This window comes from Streptomyces sp. NPDC050264 (genome assembly GCF_040655895.1).
Lineage (GTDB): Bacteria > Actinomycetota > Actinomycetes > Streptomycetales > Streptomycetaceae > Streptomyces.
In genome coordinates this window covers 39603-56343 of sequence record NZ_JBFAKV010000011.1, presented here as the reverse complement: position 1 = coordinate 56343, position 16741 = coordinate 39603, and the positions used below count along the sequence as shown (strand labels likewise).

Annotated in this window: 18 protein-coding genes; 11 read left to right on the top strand and 7 right to left on the bottom strand. The window is 72.5% G+C overall.

What is annotated here, in order from left to right; translation table 11 throughout:
• Nucleotides 1-9: 9 nt before the first annotated feature.
• On the top strand, nt 10-2121 hold the full coding sequence (locus AB0J02_RS21130; protein WP_363195260.1) for a SpoIIE family protein phosphatase: 2112 nt from the start codon (nt 10-12) through the stop codon (nt 2119-2121).
• Nucleotide 2122: 1 nt separating this feature from the next.
• Here AB0J02_RS21130 and AB0J02_RS21125 read toward each other — a convergent pair whose 3' ends face one another.
• Entirely contained in the window at nt 2123-2335 is a 213-nt protein-coding gene (locus AB0J02_RS21125; RefSeq protein WP_363195259.1) for a hypothetical protein, read from the bottom strand.
• Between the two features lie 276 nt (nt 2336-2611).
• Between AB0J02_RS21125 and AB0J02_RS21120 the strand changes: the two genes are divergently transcribed.
• Complete coding sequence (locus AB0J02_RS21120; RefSeq protein ID WP_363195258.1) at nt 2612-3520, top strand: PRC and DUF2382 domain-containing protein; 909 nt, start codon at nt 2612-2614, stop codon at nt 3518-3520.
• Nucleotides 3521-3605: 85 nt separating this feature from the next.
• On the top strand, nt 3606-4493 hold the full coding sequence (locus tag AB0J02_RS21115; RefSeq protein ID WP_363195257.1) for a DNA-formamidopyrimidine glycosylase family protein: 888 nt from the start codon (nt 3606-3608) through the stop codon (nt 4491-4493).
• A gap of 22 nt (nt 4494-4515) precedes the next feature.
• On the opposite strand, the gene AB0J02_RS21110 is transcribed toward AB0J02_RS21115, so the two are convergent.
• Complete coding sequence (locus tag AB0J02_RS21110) at nt 4516-5184, bottom strand: zf-HC2 domain-containing protein (protein WP_363195256.1); 669 nt, start codon at nt 5182-5184, stop codon at nt 4516-4518.
• Nucleotides 5185-5263: 79 nt separating this feature from the next.
• On the opposite strand from AB0J02_RS21110, the gene AB0J02_RS21105 reads away from it, so the two are divergent.
• From AB0J02_RS21105 to AB0J02_RS21090, 4 genes are read left to right on the top strand one after another with little or no spacing between them, the layout of a single operon-like run.
• The gene (locus AB0J02_RS21105) at nt 5264-6022 is read left to right on the top strand and encodes a LytTR family DNA-binding domain-containing protein (protein ID WP_363195255.1); all 759 of its coding nucleotides are present in this window, start codon (nt 5264-5266) and stop codon (nt 6020-6022) included.
• A 46-nt stretch (nt 6023-6068) separates the two neighbouring features.
• Nucleotides 6069-6437, top strand: coding sequence for a hypothetical protein (locus tag AB0J02_RS21100; protein ID WP_363195254.1), 369 nt, complete (start codon nt 6069-6071; stop codon nt 6435-6437).
• On the top strand, nt 6434-7984 hold the full coding sequence (locus tag AB0J02_RS21095; protein ID WP_363195253.1) for a cation acetate symporter: 1551 nt from the start codon (nt 6434-6436) through the stop codon (nt 7982-7984). The genes AB0J02_RS21100 and AB0J02_RS21095 overlap by 4 nt, the downstream gene beginning before the upstream one ends.
• The gene (locus AB0J02_RS21090; RefSeq protein WP_363195252.1) at nt 7981-9186 is read left to right on the top strand and encodes a histidine kinase; all 1206 of its coding nucleotides are present in this window, start codon (nt 7981-7983) and stop codon (nt 9184-9186) included. The genes AB0J02_RS21095 and AB0J02_RS21090 overlap by 4 nt, the downstream gene beginning before the upstream one ends.
• Nucleotides 9187-9222: 36 nt before the next feature.
• On the opposite strand, the gene AB0J02_RS21085 is transcribed toward AB0J02_RS21090, so the two are convergent.
• Both AB0J02_RS21085 and AB0J02_RS21080 read right to left on the bottom strand, forming a co-directional pair.
• The gene (locus AB0J02_RS21085) at nt 9223-9726 is read right to left on the bottom strand and encodes a hypothetical protein (protein WP_363195251.1); all 504 of its coding nucleotides are present in this window, start codon (nt 9724-9726) and stop codon (nt 9223-9225) included.
• Between the two features lie 146 nt (nt 9727-9872).
• Complete coding sequence (locus AB0J02_RS21080; RefSeq protein ID WP_363195250.1) at nt 9873-10409, bottom strand: sigma-70 family RNA polymerase sigma factor; 537 nt, start codon at nt 10407-10409, stop codon at nt 9873-9875.
• 219 nt (nt 10410-10628) lie between these two features.
• On the opposite strand from AB0J02_RS21080, the gene AB0J02_RS21075 reads away from it, so the two are divergent.
• Nucleotides 10629-11807 carry a CapA family protein gene (locus AB0J02_RS21075; protein ID WP_363195249.1) on the top strand — a complete coding sequence of 393 codons (1179 nt, stop codon included), beginning with the start codon at nt 10629-10631 and terminating at the stop codon, nt 11805-11807.
• Nucleotides 11808-11832: 25 nt separating this feature from the next.
• Entirely contained in the window at nt 11833-12204 is a 372-nt protein-coding gene (locus AB0J02_RS21070) for a VOC family protein (RefSeq protein ID WP_363195248.1), read from the top strand.
• On the opposite strand, the gene AB0J02_RS21065 is transcribed toward AB0J02_RS21070, so the two are convergent.
• On the bottom strand, nt 12201-13637 hold the full coding sequence (locus AB0J02_RS21065) for an amino acid permease (protein WP_363195247.1): 1437 nt from the start codon (nt 13635-13637) through the stop codon (nt 12201-12203). The genes AB0J02_RS21070 and AB0J02_RS21065 overlap by 4 nt on opposite strands.
• A gap of 91 nt (nt 13638-13728) precedes the next feature.
• The gene (locus AB0J02_RS21060) at nt 13729-14190 is read right to left on the bottom strand and encodes a universal stress protein (RefSeq protein WP_363195246.1); all 462 of its coding nucleotides are present in this window, start codon (nt 14188-14190) and stop codon (nt 13729-13731) included.
• A gap of 119 nt (nt 14191-14309) precedes the next feature.
• Here AB0J02_RS21060 and AB0J02_RS21055 point away from each other — a divergent pair, with 119 nt between their 5' ends.
• Nucleotides 14310-15173 carry a polysaccharide deacetylase family protein gene (locus AB0J02_RS21055; RefSeq protein WP_363195245.1) on the top strand — a complete coding sequence of 288 codons (864 nt, stop codon included), beginning with the start codon at nt 14310-14312 and terminating at the stop codon, nt 15171-15173.
• 39 nt (nt 15174-15212) lie between these two features.
• Here the strand turns inward: AB0J02_RS21055 and AB0J02_RS21050 are convergent, their stop codons facing one another.
• Nucleotides 15213-15872 carry a class F sortase gene (locus AB0J02_RS21050; RefSeq protein WP_363195244.1) on the bottom strand — a complete coding sequence of 220 codons (660 nt, stop codon included), beginning with the start codon at nt 15870-15872 and terminating at the stop codon, nt 15213-15215.
• 358 nt (nt 15873-16230) lie between these two features.
• Here AB0J02_RS21050 and AB0J02_RS21045 point away from each other — a divergent pair, with 358 nt between their 5' ends.
• Nucleotides 16231-16725 carry a hypothetical protein gene (locus AB0J02_RS21045; protein WP_363195243.1) on the top strand — a complete coding sequence of 165 codons (495 nt, stop codon included), beginning with the start codon at nt 16231-16233 and terminating at the stop codon, nt 16723-16725.
• The last annotated feature ends 16 nt before the right edge of the window (nt 16726-16741 follow it).

The following is a 16741-nucleotide window of genomic DNA, read 5'->3' as shown; positions in this document are numbered from 1 at the left end:
GTTGGCCCCATGGACGCGGGCAGCGGGGGAGGTGAACCCGGCGATTCCCCCGGAGGGGAGGGCCCGGACGGCTCCCCGCGCGGATTTCTGGAGGCGTACGGGCGCGGCCTGCGCATGGGCGGCTTCGACTGGGACCTCGACTCCGGCCTCATGCACATGGACGCCAACGCCCACGACGTCTTCGACATCCTGCCCGAGGAGTACGACGGCCGCCCCGAGACCCTCGGACTGCGCGTCCCGCCCGGCGAGGGCGGTCGCCTCGACGCCCTCGTCTCGCAGGCGCTCAAGAGCGGCGAGGAGAACTACGGCGCGTACTTCCGCATCCGCACCCGCGACGGAGAACTGCGCTGGACCCACACCCGCGGCTACATCCGCCGCGACGGGACCGGCCGCCCGCGCCGCATCGTCGGCATCGTGCGCGACGCCACCGACGAGCTCAACGACGCCACCGTGCAGCACGAGCGCGCGGCCCGCGAGGCGATCCGGCGCCGTGAGACCAGCGTCGTACAGAGCACCACCGCCGCCCTCGCGCACGCCCGTACGGTCAACGAGGTCATCGACGTACTGCGCGAGACACACGGCGTGGAGCATCTGGGCGCGACCAGTTTCGTCATGGGCCTGGTCCGCGCCGGCCGGATCCACCTGGTCGCCGAAGGCCCCTCCGGCAGCTTCGTGCCCGGCACACACATCACCCGCGTCGACGACCCGTACCCGATGGGCGAGGTGGTGAGCACCCTCAAACCCCGCTTCATCGAGTCGCCCGAGGAGTTCGCCGCGTCCTACCCGGTCCTGTGGCCGCACATCACGCACCTCGGCATCCGCTCGGCCGCCTACCTGCCGCTCATCGCCCAGGCCCGGCCCATCGGCGCCGTCGGCCTGCTCTACCACGACCGCAAGGGCTTCACTCAGTCCGAGCGCAACGTCCTCGTGGCCCTCGGCAGCAGCATCGCGCAGAGCCTGCAGCGCGCCATGTTCTACGAGCAGGAGAAGGACCTCGCCCAGGGTCTGCAACAGGCGATGCTGCCGCGCACCATCCCGGCCGTGCCGGGCGCCGACATCGCCGTGCGCTACCGCGCCGCGTCCGGCCAGTCCATGGGACGCGACATCGGCGGCGACTGGTACGACGTGATCCCGCTGCCCGGCGGCCGCGTCGGCGCGGTGATCGGCGACGTCCAGGGGCACGACACGCACGCCGCCGCCGTCATGGGCCAACTGCGCATCGTGCTGCGCGCGTACGCCGCCGAGGGCCACACCCCCGCCACCGTCATGGCCCGCGCCTCCGTCTTCCTCCACGAACTCGACACCGAACGCTTCGCGACCTGCCTGTACGCGGAGGCGGACCTGTCGACCGGCGTCGTGCAGATCGTGCGCGCCGGACACCTGGACCCGCTGCTGCGCCTCACCGACGGCACCTGCCGCAGGCTGCCCGTCGACGGCGGTCTGCCGCTCGGCCTGTCCGCCGAGTTCGGGCGGCTCGAATACCCGGTGACCACCGCCGAACTCGACCCGGGCCAGACGCTGTTGCTGTGCACGGACGGCCTCGTCGAGCAGCCCGGCGCCGACCTCGACGACGGCCTGCACGCCCTGACCGAGCTGATCGGCGCGAGCCCCGCCGACCTCGACCAACTCGCCGACCGGCTGTGCGCGTCCGTCGACGTGCGCGGCGGCGAGGACGATGTGGCGCTGTTGCTCCTGCGCCGCCGGGGCGCCGGTGCCCCGCAGAGCGGCGGGCGCCTCACCGAGCACGTGCCGCCCGGCGATCCGGAGGCGCTGCGTGCCGCCCGGCACATGATCCGGGCGGCCGTCCGCGCCTGGGGCGCCCGCGAACGCGCCGACGAGATCGAACTCGTCGCCGACGAGATGATCACCAACGCCCTGATGCACACCGACGGCCCGGCCATCGTCACGCTGCGCGTGCTGACCGGCTCCGACCGACGGCTCAGGGTCGACGTGGAGGACTCCTCCAGCGCGCTGCCGCGCCGCCGGGAGGCCGGCGAGTCCGGTGTCTCGGGGCGCGGCCTGCTGCTCGTCGACCGGCTCGCCGACGTGTGGGGCGTGGAGGCGCGCGGCGGCGGCAAGTGCGTGTGGTGCGAGTTCGTGGTCCCCGCCCGCAGGCAGTGACTCAGCCGGCCGGCGCGGGCCATTCGCGGAGCGGCCACTCCCGGCCCTCGTCCCACTCGGTCAGGAGCAGGCGCGCGTCCGCGTTCGCCTCGTGCTCCTTCTGCATGCCGTCGAACTTCCAGTCGGCCGTGTCGGGGTCGTCCCACCAGCCGTCGAGGACGTGCCTGCCGTCGATGGTGAGGCTGAGGTGGTATCTGCCGGGCGGTTCGGTCACGTGGAACAGGATCTCCCGGCGAGGCGGCGCACGAGGCGCCGGGGGCGAGTGGTAGACGGCAACCATTCACCCGTACGGCCCATGCCGCGTCAACGCCCCCAGGACGGTCACACCGGCTCTGCCGCACGGGGAGCGCGGCTCTTCGCCCTTTTTCCGGCTACAGGCAGTGAGGCTCTTTGTTGCATGGAGTCGCGTCAGGCCGCGCGATGGGTACGTGGCACATGGTCGAAGCGGCGACCCTCGTTCGCCCCCATGTTCCGGAGGGAGTGATCACGCATGACGCAGGGCGAAACCTTCAACACCCCCGATGCCCTCGTGGGACTCACGGCGTATGACCGCACCGGAGAGAAGATCGGCAGCGTTGAGCGGGTCTACCTCGACGACACGACGGGTCGTGCCGACTGGGTGACGGTGAAGACAGGCCTCTTCGGCATGAAGGAGAGCTTCGTGCCGCTGGCCGGCGCCAGCCGCGAGGACGACACGCTGAAGGTGGCGTACACCAAGGAGGCGGTCAAGGACGCGCCCCGCGTCGATGCCGACCAGCACCTCGACCAGGCCGAGAAGCAGGAGCTCTACGCGCACTACGGCATGACCGGGCCGTCCGCGGCTCCCGGTGGCAACGCCGGGCGCGAGGGCACGGCCGGTACGCGTGGCACCGCCGCCACCGGTACGGCCGCCGCTGCGGGCATGGGCATGGGCGGCGACGCCCAGCACGGGCGGCACGCCGCCGCTGCCGGGTCGCGCGAGCCCGCCATGCGTTCCGGTGCCGGAACCGACGGCAAGGCCGACGAGATGATCCGCTCCGAGGAGCGCCTGCGCGTCGGGACCGAGGAGCAGGAGGTCGGCCAGGCCCACCTGCGCAAGGTCGTCGAGACGGAGAACGTCACGACCTCCGTCCCGCTCTCGCACGAGGAGGTCCGCGTGGTGCGCGAGCCGATCCGTGAGGGCGACAGGACCACGCGCGCCAACATCGGCGAGGCGGAGGCCGAAGTGACGCTCCACGCGGAGAGGGCGGTGGTCCGCAAGGAGACCGTCCCGGTGGAGCGGGTCCGTCTGGAGACCGAGAAGGTCACCGAGACCGACGAGGTGACCGACACGGTCCGCAAGGAGAAGATCGAGTTCGACACCCCCGAGGCCGACCGGAAGCGCATGCCCGGTGACGGCAAGAACGGGCCGCGCCACTAGCCCTGTTCCCGGACGGATCGGCGGGCCCGGCTGCACCCGGGCCCGCCGATCTGTGTCACGGCCGCTTCGATGGCACCCTGGACGTATGCCGGAACTGCCCGAGGTCGAAGCGCTGAAGGACTTCCTCACCGAGCACCTGGTGGGGCACGACATCGTCCGCGTCCTGCCGGTCGCGATCAGTGTCCTGAAGACCTACGACCCGCCGCTCACCGCCCTGGAGGGCCGCACGGTGACGTCCGTGGCGCGGCACGGCAAGTTCCTCGACATCGGCACGGGCGACATCGGCGGGGACGACACGGGCGGCGGCCCGCATCTCGTCACCCACCTGGCCCGCGCGGGCTGGCTGCACTGGAAGGACCGGCTTCCCGACGGCCCGCCGAAGCCCGGCAAGGGACCGCTCGCGCTGCGGGTCGCGCTGGAGACCGGCGCGGGCTTCGACCTCACGGAGGCCGGCACGACGAAGAAGCTGGCCGTGTACGTGGTCCAGGACCCCCAGGACGTACCGGGCGTCGCCCGCCTCGGCCCCGACCCGCTCGCCGACGGCTTCGACGAGGCGGCGTTCGCGAAGCTCCTCGACGGGGAGCGGCGCCGGATCAAGGGAGCACTGCGCGACCAGTCGCTGATCGCGGGTATCGGCAACGCCTACAGCGACGAGATCCTGCACGTCGCCCGGATGTCCCCGTTCAAGTTGGCGGCGACGCTGACACCCGACGACATCCACACGCTCCACGAGGCGCTGCGCGCCACACTCACGGACGCCGTGGAGCGCTCGCGCGGGGTCGCCGCCGGGCGGCTGAAGGCGGAGAAGAAGAGCGGCCTGCGCGTCCACGGGCGGACCGGTGAGGCCTGCCCGGTGTGCGGCGACACGATCCGCGAGGTCAGCTTCAGCGACAGCTCGCTGCAGTACTGCCCGACGTGCCAGACGGGCGGCAAGCCGCTCGCGGACCGGCGGATGTCACGGCTGCTGAAATAGCCGCCACGCCACAGGGCCCGGGTCACCGAGCGCCGCTCGACACAGGCAGGGCCAGCAGCCGTTCGCCGCCTGCCGCCCGTACCTCGAACCGCCGGATCTCGCCGGGCCGGTCGGCGGCCCCGCCCTGCACCTCGGCCCGGTCGCCGCGCACCGCCCAGCTCGCCACCGTCTGCTCACTGCCGTCCCGGCCCACCGCGACCAGCTCGCACACCCGGGGCCCGCCCGCATCGCGGACGTCGAGGCCCACTTGCGTACCCCACCCGCGTTCGGCCGCGGAGAGCGTCGCGGCCACCCCGGTCACCGGATCACGGCCGCGCAGCGTGAGCGCCGCCGGGTGGCCGCCGCCCCCGCCCGCTGCGGACAGCACGGCGCCCTGCCCGGCCGCGCCGAGCAGCAGCACCGCCGCGACGGCCGTGCCCCACCGCCGCAGCCGGGCCGCGCGGTGCAGCGCCGCCAGCCGGTCGACGGCACGCTCCACCAGAGTCGGCGCGGGCCGCGCGAACAGTTCGACGCACCGCGGCGTCACTCGCGCGTACACCCCCAACGCGCCCGCCGCGGGGACGAGTTCGCTCAATCGCGCCGCACACGCCGCGCACACCAGGAGATGGTCCTCGAAGCGCGACCGCTCCGCCGCGTCCAGGACACCCAGCGCGTAGGCGCCGGCGTCGCGATGCCGTTCCAGGGACCTCATGCGTTCCTCCCGCTCTCGCCCACCGGTACGCACCCGGCGCCCGATTCACTCAAGCGACCAGCCGATTACACTCCGCCGCATGCTGCGCGTACTGGCCGTCGACGACGAGGAACCCGCCCTCGCCGAACTCCTCTACCTCCTGCGCGCGGACCCCCGCGTCCGCAGCGCGGAGGGCGCGACCGACGCCACCGACGCCCTGCGCCGCATCGGCCGCGCCCTGGAGGACGGCCCCGGCGGCCCCAACGGTGACAGCGCGATCGACGTGCTCTTCCTCGACATCCAGATGGCGGGCCTGACCGGGCTCGACGTGGCCCGCCTGCTCGGCGGCTTCGCGCGCCCGCCGCTGGTCGTCTTCGTCACCGCCCACGAGGACTTCGCCGTGCAGGCCTTCGACCTCAAGGCCGTCGACTACCTGCTCAAGCCGGTCCGCCGCGAACGGCTCGCCGAGGCCGTCCGCCGCGTCGCCGAACGTGCGGCCAGCGCCCCGCCGCCGGCCACCGTCGCCGACCGCATACCCGTCGAACTCGGCGGTGTGACCCGGCTCGTGGCCGTCTCCGACATCACGTACGCGGAGGCGCAGGGCGACTACGCCAGGCTGCACACGGCGGACGGCGCCGGCCACCTGGTCCGCATCCCGCTGACCACCCTGGAGGAACGCTGGCAGCCGCTCGGCTTCGTCCGCGTCCACCGCAGCCACCTGGTCTCCCTGCACCGCATCGACGAACTCCGGCTCGACGGCGGCGGGATGACCGTCCGCGTCGGCGCCGCCGAGATCGCGGTGAGCCGCCGGCACGCCAGCCGCGTACGGGAGCTGCTGATGCGCCGGGCCGGCGGCTGACCGGTCCCCCTTCCTCTGACGGCTCGCGCCTGCCTACACTCCGCCCGTGTCCGAACCACGGCGGCAGGTGGTGACCGGCGAGCCGCGCACCGTGCACGGCGCGCCCGGTCTGCCCGGCCTGCGCACCCAGGGCGAGATCGACGAACAGACGCCGCTCGGCGCCGCCTACGTCCGCTCGCTCATGCGCAGCCAACTCCGCGCCGCGGCGGCCGCGTTCGCGGTCCTCGCGCTGCCCGTCGCCGTCCTGCCGCTGTTCTTCGGCGCCCTGCGCAACACAGCCGTCGAATGGCTCGTCCTCGGCGTCGGCTGCTACCCGTTCCTCGTCCTCGTCGCGTGGTGGTACGTGCGGCGCGCCGAGCGCAACGAACGCGACTTCGCCGACCTGGTCCGCGGCCGCGACAGCGGAGCACCGTGAACGAGGCGTACGCGATCCCCGCGGTGGCCGTCGTCGTCCTCGCCACCGTCCTCATCGGCGGGTTCGGCCTGCGCATCTCCCGTACGACCTCCGACTTCTACGTCGCTTCGCGCACGGTCGGGCCCCGGCTCAACGCGGCGGCGATCAGCGGCGAGTACCTGTCGGCCGCGTCCTTCCTCGGCATCGCGGGGCTGGTCCTCGTCCACGGCCCCGACATGCTCTGGTACCCGGTGGGCTACACCGCGGGCTACCTCGTCCTGCTGGTCTTCGTCGCGGCCCCACTGCGCCGCTCGGGCGCGTACACACTGCCCGACTTCGCCGAGGGCCGCCTGGAGTCCCGTCAGGTCCGCCGCGTGGTCAGCCTGTTCGTCGTCGGTGCGGGCTGGCTGTACCTGGTGCCCCAACTCCAGGGCGCGGGCCTGACGTTGCAGATCCTCACCGGGGCGCCGCGCTGGTTCGGCGGGGCGCTGGTCGCCGCGGTGGTGCTGCTCGCGGTGGCGGCGGGCGGCATGCGCTCCATCACCTTCGTGCAGGCCTTCCAGTACTGGCTGAAGCTGACGGCCCTCCTGGTCCCCGCGTTCTTCCTGCTGATGGCGTGGCGGGGGAGCGGCGGCCCGCCGGGCGACGTGCCGCCGGGCGACCTGCCCTCCGTGGGCGCCGGCGCGGGCCGGCCGCTGGCCACCAGCCGCGCCGACCACCCGCTCTACGCCACGTACGGTCTGATCGTCGCGACGTTCCTCGGCACGATGGGCCTGCCGCACGTCGTCGTCCGCTTCTACACGAGCCCGAACGGCCGCACGGCCCGCCGCACGACGGTGGTGGTCCTGGCCCTGATCGGCGCGTTCTACCTCCTGCCGCCGCTCTACGGCTGGCTGGGGCGCCTGTACGCCCCCGGGCTCGCCGCCACCCACGACGCCGACGCCACGGTCCTGCTGCTGCCCGGTCTCGTCGTGCACGGGGTGGCGGGCGATCTCCTCGGCGCCCTGGTGGCGGGCGGCGCGTTCGCGGCGTTCCTGTCGACGGCGTCCGGACTGACCATGGCGGTGGCCGGGGTGGTCAGCCAGGACGTCCTCGCGGCCCGCGGCGTACGCCACTTCCGGCTCGGCGTCGCCCTCGCGATGGCGGTGCCCCTGGCCGGCGCGCTCCTGGTGGACGGCGTCCCGGTGGCGGACGCGGTCGGCATGGCCTTCGCGGTCTCGGCGTCCTCCTTCTGCCCGCTCCTCATCCTGGGCATCTGGTGGCGCCGCCTCACCCCGCCCGGCGCCCTGGCCGGGCTCCTCCTCGGCGGCGGCTCCGCGTTCGTCGCGGTCACGGCGACGGTGGCCGGGGTGGCCACCGACGGCTGGCTGCACACGCTGCTCGCCTGGCCGGCGGTCTGGTCGGTCCCGGTCGGCTTCCTGGCCATGATCCTGGTCTCCCTGGCGACCCCGGACGCGATCCCCGCCCACACGACGGCCACGATGACCCGCCTCCACCTACCGGAAGCCCTGTGGCCGGGCCCCCGCCGGGAGCCGGCCCGCCCCGCGGGCAGAGGCGACCACGAATGAGCGGCACCGTCACGGCGACCCTCCTCGCCCTCTGCCCCGTCCTCCTCGCGGCCGGCTTCCTCGTCGGCCGCCGTACGGCCCACCCGGCGGGCCGCAGCGACGTGGGCACACCGGTGGAACGCGCCACCTTCGAGACCCTGCACACCGCCTCGCTCGCCGCCCCGGCCCTGCGTGCGGGCCTCACCGAGGACACGGCCCGCAAGTCCGCCCGCCGTCTGCGCACCCTGCTCGGCACGGACGCCCTGGCCCTGACCAACCGCTCGTCGGTCCTCGCCTGGGACGGCACGTCCGAGCAGCAGCACGCCGAGTACGTCATGGACCGGCTCGTCCCCGTCCTGGCCGGCGGCCGCTCCGCCGCGTTCGACTGCGGCTGCGCGGCCGCCTCCCCGGACGGGGACTGCCCGCTGCGCTGGGCGGTGGCGGCCCCGGTGGTCGCCGACGGCCGCGTCCTGGGCGCGGTGGTCGCCTACGCGCCCCGCGAGTCCGCGGTCCTGGCGCGGGCCACCGACGAGGTGGCCCGCTGGGTCTCGGTCCAGCTCGAACTCGCCGAACTCGACCGCTCCCGCACGCGCCTCATCGAGGCCGAGATCAAGGCGCTGCGGGCGCAGATATCGCCCCACTTCATCTTCAACTCCCTCGCGGCGATCGCCTCGTTCGTCCGCACGGACCCCGAACGGGCCCGCGAACTCCTGCTGGAATTCGCCGATTTCACCCGCTACTCGTTCCGGCGGCACGGTGAGTTCACCACCCTCGCCGACGAACTCCACTCCATCGACCAGTACTTGGCCCTGGTCCGCGCCCGCTTCGGCGACCGCCTCTCCGTCACCCTGCAGATCGCCCCGGAGGTCCTTCCGGTGACGCTCCCGTTCCTGTGCCTGCAGCCCCTCGTCGAGAACGCGGTCAAGCACGGACTGGAGGGCGCGGTGACCCGCAGCCGCGTCACGATCCGGGCGACGGACGCGGGCGCCGAGGCCGAGGTGGTCATCGAGGACGACGGGGTGGGCATGGACCCGGAGGAACTCCGGGCGATCCTGCGCGGCGAGGGCGGCGCCTCGCACGGTATCGGCCTCTCGAACGTCGACGAACGCCTGCGGCAGGTCTTCGGCGACGCTTATGGCCTGGTGATCGAGACGGGGATCGGTGCGGGAATGAAGATCACCATCCGTATCCCCAAGTACCGGGCGGGCGTGTACGCGCCCTGAACGGCGCCCGGGGCGGGCCGCCCCGACGTGCCGCTCTCAGAACAGATGAATGGCCAAATGACCCAGGGGGAGGCCCAGTTGCCACGCCGGGGTCCACACCTGCGGTCCGTTCTCCTCGTCCGGAACCGGCACGGCGTCCAGATCCGGCGCGAGTAACTCGGTCTCCTCCAGCCACCTCCACGCGACGACGGCGAGCTCCAGGTCGGGCGGGCGGCGCCCCTCGACGCGCGACCGCTCCTCCCGCTCCGTGAAGCGCGCCCGGACCCATGCCTGCCACGGCTGGTCGTACGCCGTCAGCGACGACCACATGTCCAGTTGCGACACCACCCGGATGCCGGACAGCTCGTCGTCCACGTCGGAGAGGAAAATGGTCAGGGCGAGCGCGTCGCGCCCGGCCCGGAACTCGAAAGAGGTGGGGGGCATCAGATCCCCGGTACGCAGCAGCTCGTCCGCGATGTACTCGGCGTACAACCACGCCATGGGAACGACGAGTTCACCGCCCTCGGCGCCCGAGGCACCGCCCTGGCTCTCGTGCAACATCCTTTCCTGCCTTCCTCCGGTCCGTGCGCTTCGCGGCCCCCGGACCCCCACCCGCCCAACTCGCCGGGGAGGACAGCGTGTTACTCAACCGAGAAACCACCACGCTGAGCAAGGCGCTTTGCCGATGCTTGACCTGACCCACAGTTTCATCGCAGGTCAGGCGCGTAGCCCGGAAGTACCCTCCGTAACGCCCGCAACGCGTAGTACGCACGGGACTTCACCGTACCCGCGGGAATGCCGAGTGCTCCTGCGGCTTCCGCAACACTCGCGCCCTTGAAGTAGACCTCGAGGAGCACGGCCCGGTGTTCCGGGCTGAGCGTCGCCACCGCTTCGCGCACGTCGAGCGCGGCCGTGGACCGCTCGGCGTGGTCGGCGCACACCCGCGCGTTCTCCAGCACCGCGTCGCCCACTTCGGCGGGCCGGGCGAGCCGCGCGCGCCGGGCGTCGATGGCGAGGCGCCGGCCGACCGTGAACAGCCAGGGGCGCAACGACTCGTAGGGGGAGTCGAGCGCTTCCGGATGCTGCCAGGCCCGTACATACGTCTCCTGGACCAGGTCCTCCGCACGCTGCCGGTCCCCGTCGCACAGGCGCAGCAGGTACGAGAACAGCGGCCCGCCGTGCTCCCGCTGGACCTGGGCGAGGTCCTCCTCCGGTGTCGTGGGTCTCGTCAGAGCCGTCGTCATGCGCGTATGGCAACGCAGGCCGTCGCGCCCGCCCAGGGGACGCGCGCCGCTCTGCGGCAGGCGGTCGATGCTCTCGACGAGCGGTGCGGTGAGCGGGCCGAGTGGAGCAACGGGCCGACGCCCATTCAGGGGCCGGACCGGCATGGGTCCTTGACCACCCCTTGCGCTCACACCTTCATACGTAAGGTGAAAGTCATCTCAAAAGGTAATACGCGCCGGATGTGGCGCCGGACAGCGGCGGTGGCTCTCGTGGCCGCCACGATCGGCCTCGGCGCCGGGTGTTCCGCCCCCGCCGACGAACCCGCCCGCTCGCCGGGTTCCCCGTCCGTGACCGGGACGACCGGCGGCCGTCCCGGTCCTCCCGCGGCCCGCGGCTTCACCCTCGTCGCGTCCGGCGACGTCCTGCCGCACACCTCGATCATCAACAGGGCCCACGCGGACGCGGGCGGCAACGGCTACGACTTCCGTCCGATGCTCGCCGGCGCCGGACCGGTCGTCGCCGCGGCGGATCTGGCGATCTGCCACATGGAGACGGTGTACGGCGCGCAGGGCGACTACAGCGGCTACCCGGCGTTCAAGTCCCCGCCGCAGATCGCCGCGGGGCTGAAGGCCACCGGTTACGACTCCTGCTCCACGGCCTCGAACCACTCCCTCGACGACGGCGCCGCGGGCATCGCCCGCACTCTGGGCGCCCTCGACCGCGCCGGGGTGAAGCACGCGGGCTCGGGGCGCACCGCCGCCGAGGGACGCGGCCCTGCCTGGCTCCGCGCGAACGGCGCCAAGGTCGCCCAACTCGCCTACACCTACGACACGAACGGCTACCCGCTGCCCGAGGGCCGCCCCTGGGCCGTGAACCTGATGGAGCGTCAGCGCATCGTCGCCGACGCCCGCGCCGCCCGGAAGGCCGGCGCCGACGTGGTCGTCGTCTCGCTGCACTGGGGCACCGAGTGGCAGGACGAGCCGAACGCCCAGCAGCTCGGCCTCGGCAAGGAGCTCACCGCCTCCCGCACGCACGGCCGCCCCGACATCGACCTGATCCTCGGCACCCACGCGCACGTCCCGCAGGCGTACGAGAAGGTCAACGGCACCTGGATCATCTACGGCATGGGCGATCAGATCGCCGGCGAGATGTTCAACTACGACGGCGCCCAGGACGCCCGCGGCAACATGGGCACGATCGGCCGCTTCACGTTCGCCCCGCCCGCGCGCGCGGGCCAACGCTGGCAGGTGAAGAAGGCCGAGTTCGTCCCCGCGTGGTTCGACCTCGGCTCCGACCGCGTGGTGAACCTGAACCGCGCCATCGACCGGGGCGCCGACCTGCACGGCATCCGGGACCGGATCCGCCAGGTCGTCCTCAGCCGTGGCGCCGCCAAGGACGGCCTGGCCATGGGGAGTTAGCCGCTTCCCGGGCACACTGGCCGCCATGCCTCTTTCGCTGCACCACATCGTGATCGACGCCCACGACCTCCCCGCCCTGGCCCGGTTCTGGGCCGAGGTGCTGGACTGGCGGATCCTCTCCGAGCGGGAGCGGGAGGTCGTGATCGGACCGGACGAGACCGCGCCGGTCGGCATCTGTTTCATGCCGGTGACCGACCGCAAGGCCGTCAAGAACCGCCTGCACCTCGATCTGACGTCCGCCGCGGCGGACCGGGAGGGCGAGATCGAGCGGATCCTCGCACTCGGCGCCCGCCGGGCGGACGTCGGACAGAGCGGCGACGAGTCGTGGACCGTGCTGGCCGACCCGGAGGGCAACGAGTTCTGCGTGGTCCGCCCGAAGACGACCCTCATCGGTTAGGGCCTGGTCGTGCGCGCCAGCTCGGACTTCCTGTACGAGTACCCGAAGTAGACGCCGAGCCCGATCACGAACCACACGGCGAACCGCACCCACGTCTGCCACTGCAGGAACGTGATCAGCCAGATCGAGAAGACGACACCCAGCGCGGGCACGAAGGGCATCCCCGGCGTGCGGAACGTGCGCGGCAGCTCCGGCTGCCGGTACCGCAGCACGATCACCGCGACACACACCACGACGAACGCCAACAGGATCCCGATATTGGTCAGTTCGGCCGCCTCGCCGATCGGCAGGAAGCCGGCGATGGCGGCCGACGCGGCCCCCACGATCCACGTCACACGGGTCGGCACGTGCCGCGTCGGGTGGGTCTTCGCGAACCACTTCGGCAGCAGACCGTCACGTGACATGGAGAACCACACACGCGTGACGCCCAGCATGAACGTGAACATGACGGTCATGATGCCGATGATGGCACCCACCGCGATCACATCGGCGAGCCCGCTCAGACCGGCCGCCTTGAACGCGGTCGAGAACCCGCTCTCGGGGTCGATGTCCTTGTAGTCCTGCATACCGGTCAGGACCAGGCACGCGAGCACGTACAGCACCATGGAGATGCCCAGCGAGTAGAGGATCGCCTTCGGCATGTGGCGCTGCGCGTCCTTCGACTCCTCGGCCGCCGTCGACATGGCGTCGTAGCCGAACACCGCGAAGAAGACGGTCGCCGCGCCCGTGAACGCGCCGCTCACCCCGAACGGGAAGAACGGCGTGTAATGGCCCGTGTTGATGTGGAAGAAGCCCACACCGATGACGAGCAGCACCACAAGTACCTTGAGGACGACGACGATCGTCTCGAATCGGGCCGCGTTCTTGATGCCGAGGGTCAGCAGGTACGCGATGAGCAGGCACAGCACGGCGGCGAACAGGTCGACCTTGTGGCCGCTGCCGGTGCCCGGTGCCCCCAGCATCCACTTCGGCAGGTCCAGGCCCATCTCGCCGAGCAGGAAACTGAAGTACCCCGAGATGCCGATCGCCACGACCGCGACGATCGCCGTGTACTCCAGGAGCAGGTCCCAGCCGATGAACCAGCCGGCGAGTTCACCGAGGACCGCGTAGCCGTACGTGTACGCCGACCCGGCCTTCGGGATGAGCCCGGCGAACTCGGCGTAGGAGAGGGCGGCCGCCGCGCTCGCGATGCCCGCGATGAGGAAGGAGATCAGGACCGCGGGACCGGCCGTACCGTTGGCGACCGTCCCCGCGAGCGTGAAGATGCCCGCGCCGATGATGCCGCCGACGCCGATCGCGGTGAGCTGCCAGAGACCCAGCGAGCGGGTGAGCTGCGGCCCGCCGCCCGCCCCGCTCTCGGTGTCGTCGATCTGTTCGATGGGTTTGCGGCGCAGTACGCCCTGTCCCGCGCGTGGGCGTCGGGGAACGGCCATGAGCTCACCTCTTCGCAGACGTGACGGCTGACGGCCGATCATGATGCACCCGTGGCGGCGGCGACGGAAGACGCCGCGCCCGGCGGGACGGCTACGGCACGACCGTGACCGGCCAGCGCCCCGCCTTCACCAGACGGACGGCGACGGAGCCGACGATGCGGTGCCCGGCCTGCTCGGAGGCGCCGACCACGACGGCGTCGGCCTTGAGGTCGTCGGCGGCGGTGACAAGGCCGTTGAACGGGTCGCCGCGGAAGGTGTGGAACTCCCAGCGCACGTCGTATATGTCCTTCACCCGCTCCGTGGCCTCCCGGATCTCCGCGATGAGGCCCTCGGCGATCTCGTCGGTCGTCTCCGCCACGGGGACGCCGAGCGCGGCACCGGCCGCCATCACGGGCTGCACGTAGACGACGGCGAGCAGCGCGTGCTGCCGTCTGGCCAGGCCCCCGGCGTACGCCGCCGCGCGGAACGACGAGTCGGAGCCGTCGACCCCCACCACGATCACCTTGGGGCCGTCGGTGCCGCGTTCGAACTGGTGTGGCTGCTGATCGTTCACGGGCAGAGGTTAGCGGAAACCCCCAGGTGAGGGCAGGGGCGCCGCTGAACGGGTGCTTTCGCGCGTCCCTTCCGGTGGTCGTGCGCGCGGCGGCGCCGACGCCGTGTGACGCATAAAGCATGAAAAAGGATCAGTACGTTTCGGGACGCAGGACAGTGCTGCGGGGCTTCACCGCCGTGGGGTTGGCCGCCCTCACCGGCTGCGCCGCCACCGGTCGCGCGAGTACCCCGCGAAGCGCCCCGTCGAGCGCGGGCGCGAGTGCCGCGCCCGCCGCGGGGCCGCCCGCCGCCCGCGCGCTCGGACCCTCCGCGTACCGGCTCCGGCCGATCGCCGGACACGCGCCGCAGCGCGCCGCCCCCGACAAGCTGAAGGCCCGTCACAAACCGATCCTGCGGATGGACTTCGAGCACGGCGAGCGTGCCATGGTGCTCACCTTCGACGACGGGCCCGACCCCCGCTACACCCCGCACATCCTGCGCACCCTGCGCAAGCACGACGTACGCGCGATGTTCTTCGTCTGCGGGGAGATGGCCGTCGACAACAAGGACCTGCTGCGCGAGATGGCCGACGACGGCCACCTCATCGGCAACCACACCTGGAGCCACCCGCAGCTGAACCGGATGACCCGGTCCAGGATGCGCCCCGAGATCGAGCGCACCTGCGAGGTCGTCCACGACGCGACCGGGGAACCGCCCGCCTGGTTCCGGGCCCCCTACGGAGCGTGGAACCGCGCCGTGTTCCGGCTCGGCGCGGACCTCGGCATGGAACCCTTCGCCTGGACCGTCGACTCCCTCGACTGGACCACCCCCGGCACCCGCGCCGTCGTCTCCCGGGTGCTGGGCGGCGCGGCGCCCGGTGTGATCGTCCTCAACCACGACGCCGGCGGCAACCGTGCGCAGAGCGTCGCGGCCCTGCGCACCTACCTGCCCCGGCTGCTCGACGACGGCTACCGCATCACCGTCCCGCGCCGCCGCGGCCTCTGACAGCACCCCGCACGGACTCCTGCCCGCCCGGCCGCGCGCTCAGCGCACGGACACCAGGCGGGCGAAGACCACCACGTTCCCCGTGTAGCCGTTCCCCCTGGAGAAGCCGCCGCCGCAGGTGATGACCCGCAACTCCGGTGCGCCGGTGGAGCTGTAGACCTTCTGGCCGGGGAAGCTCGACTTCTCGAAGACCTGGATCCCGTAGACCTGGAAGACGGCCGTCCTGCCGTCCTTGCGCAGGATCTCGACGTGATTGCCCTTCTTCAGGGAGCCCAGGCCGTAGAAGACCGCCGGCCCCTGCAGGTTGTCGACGTGTCCGACGACGACGGCCGTGCCCTTCTCGCCGGGCGAGACCGCCCCCGTGAACCAGCCCGCCAGATTCGGGTTCTCGGGCGGTGGCGCGTCCACCCAGCCCTCCGCGTCCAGGCCGACCTGCGTGACCGGTGCGTCCACCTGGATCGCCGGCACCCGCACCCGCTCCGCCGGCGAGAACGGCAGCGGCTCCGGCGCCTTTGTCGTGGCCCGGGCGGGCATGCGGCCGTCCGCCGCGGCGGCCGAGGCGGGTTGCGGCGGGCCGATGTCGAATTCCCCCGAGCCATTGCGGATCAACGCGAGACCGGTCAGCAGCACCAGCGCCAGCACACCCCACGGCGCACGCTTTCTCGGCTGCTCCTCGTCTGCGAGCCTTGCGTCGGACATTCGCTCATCCCCTCTGGCCGCGGCGGCGGGACCGCGACCGTTGCGCGTACGAAGACGCTAAGTCGGGCGGGGGCGGCCAGCGACGGGGCGAGGGCGAACGGGTGGCGGCACGCGGGATCGTCCGGGGGCCGTCCAGAGGGCCGGTGCGCCATCCGAGTCGCCGGCCCCAGGATATTTCTGACACTCCGTGACCTGCGGCAACATCGGCTCGTACGGAATTCCCCCGGTGTGTCGGCTCACCAGGACGGCGGTTTCCGAAATGCGGCTGTGCGCACGGCATCTGAGGGTTCGTCTGGGAGGCGTTCTCGCCGAAGATCCCGGGGCCGTTCCCCGGGGACGCCTTTCGCGGAGGAGTTCCATGCGTACCACCCGTGCCCTGGCGGTGTCCGCCGTCGCGGTCGCCGCCGTCGGCTTCGCGGCCCCTGCCGCGTCGGCCCTGGCGGACCCGTCCAACATCACGGCCGTGCCGGACGTCGTCCCGCGCGGCGGCATGCTCACCATCACGGTCGACGGGAGCAAGTGCGCGTCGGGCGGCACGGCGACGTCGGACGCCTTCGGCTCGGCCGGCTTCACCCCGGTCCCCGGCGGTGGCACCACGGCGAGCGCGGACGCCACCGTCCACGAGGACGCCCGGCCCGGCGCGCACGACGTCTCCGTGAACTGCGACGGGGCGACGCTGACCAGGCCGGCCGCCTTCACCGTCATCCACGGCGGGGTGCGCGGCGGTCTCGGTGGCGCGAGCCAGACCGGCGCGACCCCCACCGACATGGCGATCGGCGGGGCGCTCGTGGCCTCCGCGCTGATCGGCGGCGGCGTCTTCTGGCTGCGGCGCCGCTCGGAGAGCAGGGCGTAACGGCGGGGCGGACACG

What these genes read in the sequence shown, in the direction of transcription:
- AB0J02_RS21130 (WP_363195260.1), top strand. Translation starts at nt 10, where the DNA reads ATGGACGCGGGCAGCGGGGGAGGTGAACCCGGCGATTCCCCCGGAGGG.
- AB0J02_RS21120 (WP_363195258.1), top strand. Translation starts at nt 2,612, where the DNA reads ATGACGCAGGGCGAAACCTTCAACACCCCCGATGCCCTCGTGGGACTC.
- AB0J02_RS21115 (WP_363195257.1), top strand. Translation starts at nt 3,606, where the DNA reads ATGCCGGAACTGCCCGAGGTCGAAGCGCTGAAGGACTTCCTCACCGAG.
- AB0J02_RS21110 (WP_363195256.1), bottom strand. Translation starts at nt 5,184, where the DNA reads ATGAGGTCCCTGGAACGGCATCGCGACGCCGGCGCCTACGCGCTGGGT.
- AB0J02_RS21105 (WP_363195255.1), top strand. Translation starts at nt 5,264, where the DNA reads ATGCTGCGCGTACTGGCCGTCGACGACGAGGAACCCGCCCTCGCCGAA.
- AB0J02_RS21090 (WP_363195252.1), top strand. Translation starts at nt 7,981, where the DNA reads ATGAGCGGCACCGTCACGGCGACCCTCCTCGCCCTCTGCCCCGTCCTC.
- AB0J02_RS21085 (WP_363195251.1), bottom strand. Translation starts at nt 9,726, where the DNA reads ATGTTGCACGAGAGCCAGGGCGGTGCCTCGGGCGCCGAGGGCGGTGAA.
- AB0J02_RS21080 (WP_363195250.1), bottom strand. Translation starts at nt 10,409, where the DNA reads ATGACGACGGCTCTGACGAGACCCACGACACCGGAGGAGGACCTCGCC.
- AB0J02_RS21075 (WP_363195249.1), top strand. Translation starts at nt 10,629, where the DNA reads ATGTGGCGCCGGACAGCGGCGGTGGCTCTCGTGGCCGCCACGATCGGC.
- AB0J02_RS21070 (WP_363195248.1), top strand. Translation starts at nt 11,833, where the DNA reads ATGCCTCTTTCGCTGCACCACATCGTGATCGACGCCCACGACCTCCCC.
- AB0J02_RS21065 (WP_363195247.1), bottom strand. Translation starts at nt 13,637, where the DNA reads ATGGCCGTTCCCCGACGCCCACGCGCGGGACAGGGCGTACTGCGCCGC.
- AB0J02_RS21055 (WP_363195245.1), top strand. Translation starts at nt 14,310, where the DNA reads ATGAAAAAGGATCAGTACGTTTCGGGACGCAGGACAGTGCTGCGGGGC.
- AB0J02_RS21050 (WP_363195244.1), bottom strand. Translation starts at nt 15,872, where the DNA reads ATGTCCGACGCAAGGCTCGCAGACGAGGAGCAGCCGAGAAAGCGTGCG.
- AB0J02_RS21045 (WP_363195243.1), top strand. Translation starts at nt 16,231, where the DNA reads ATGCGTACCACCCGTGCCCTGGCGGTGTCCGCCGTCGCGGTCGCCGCC.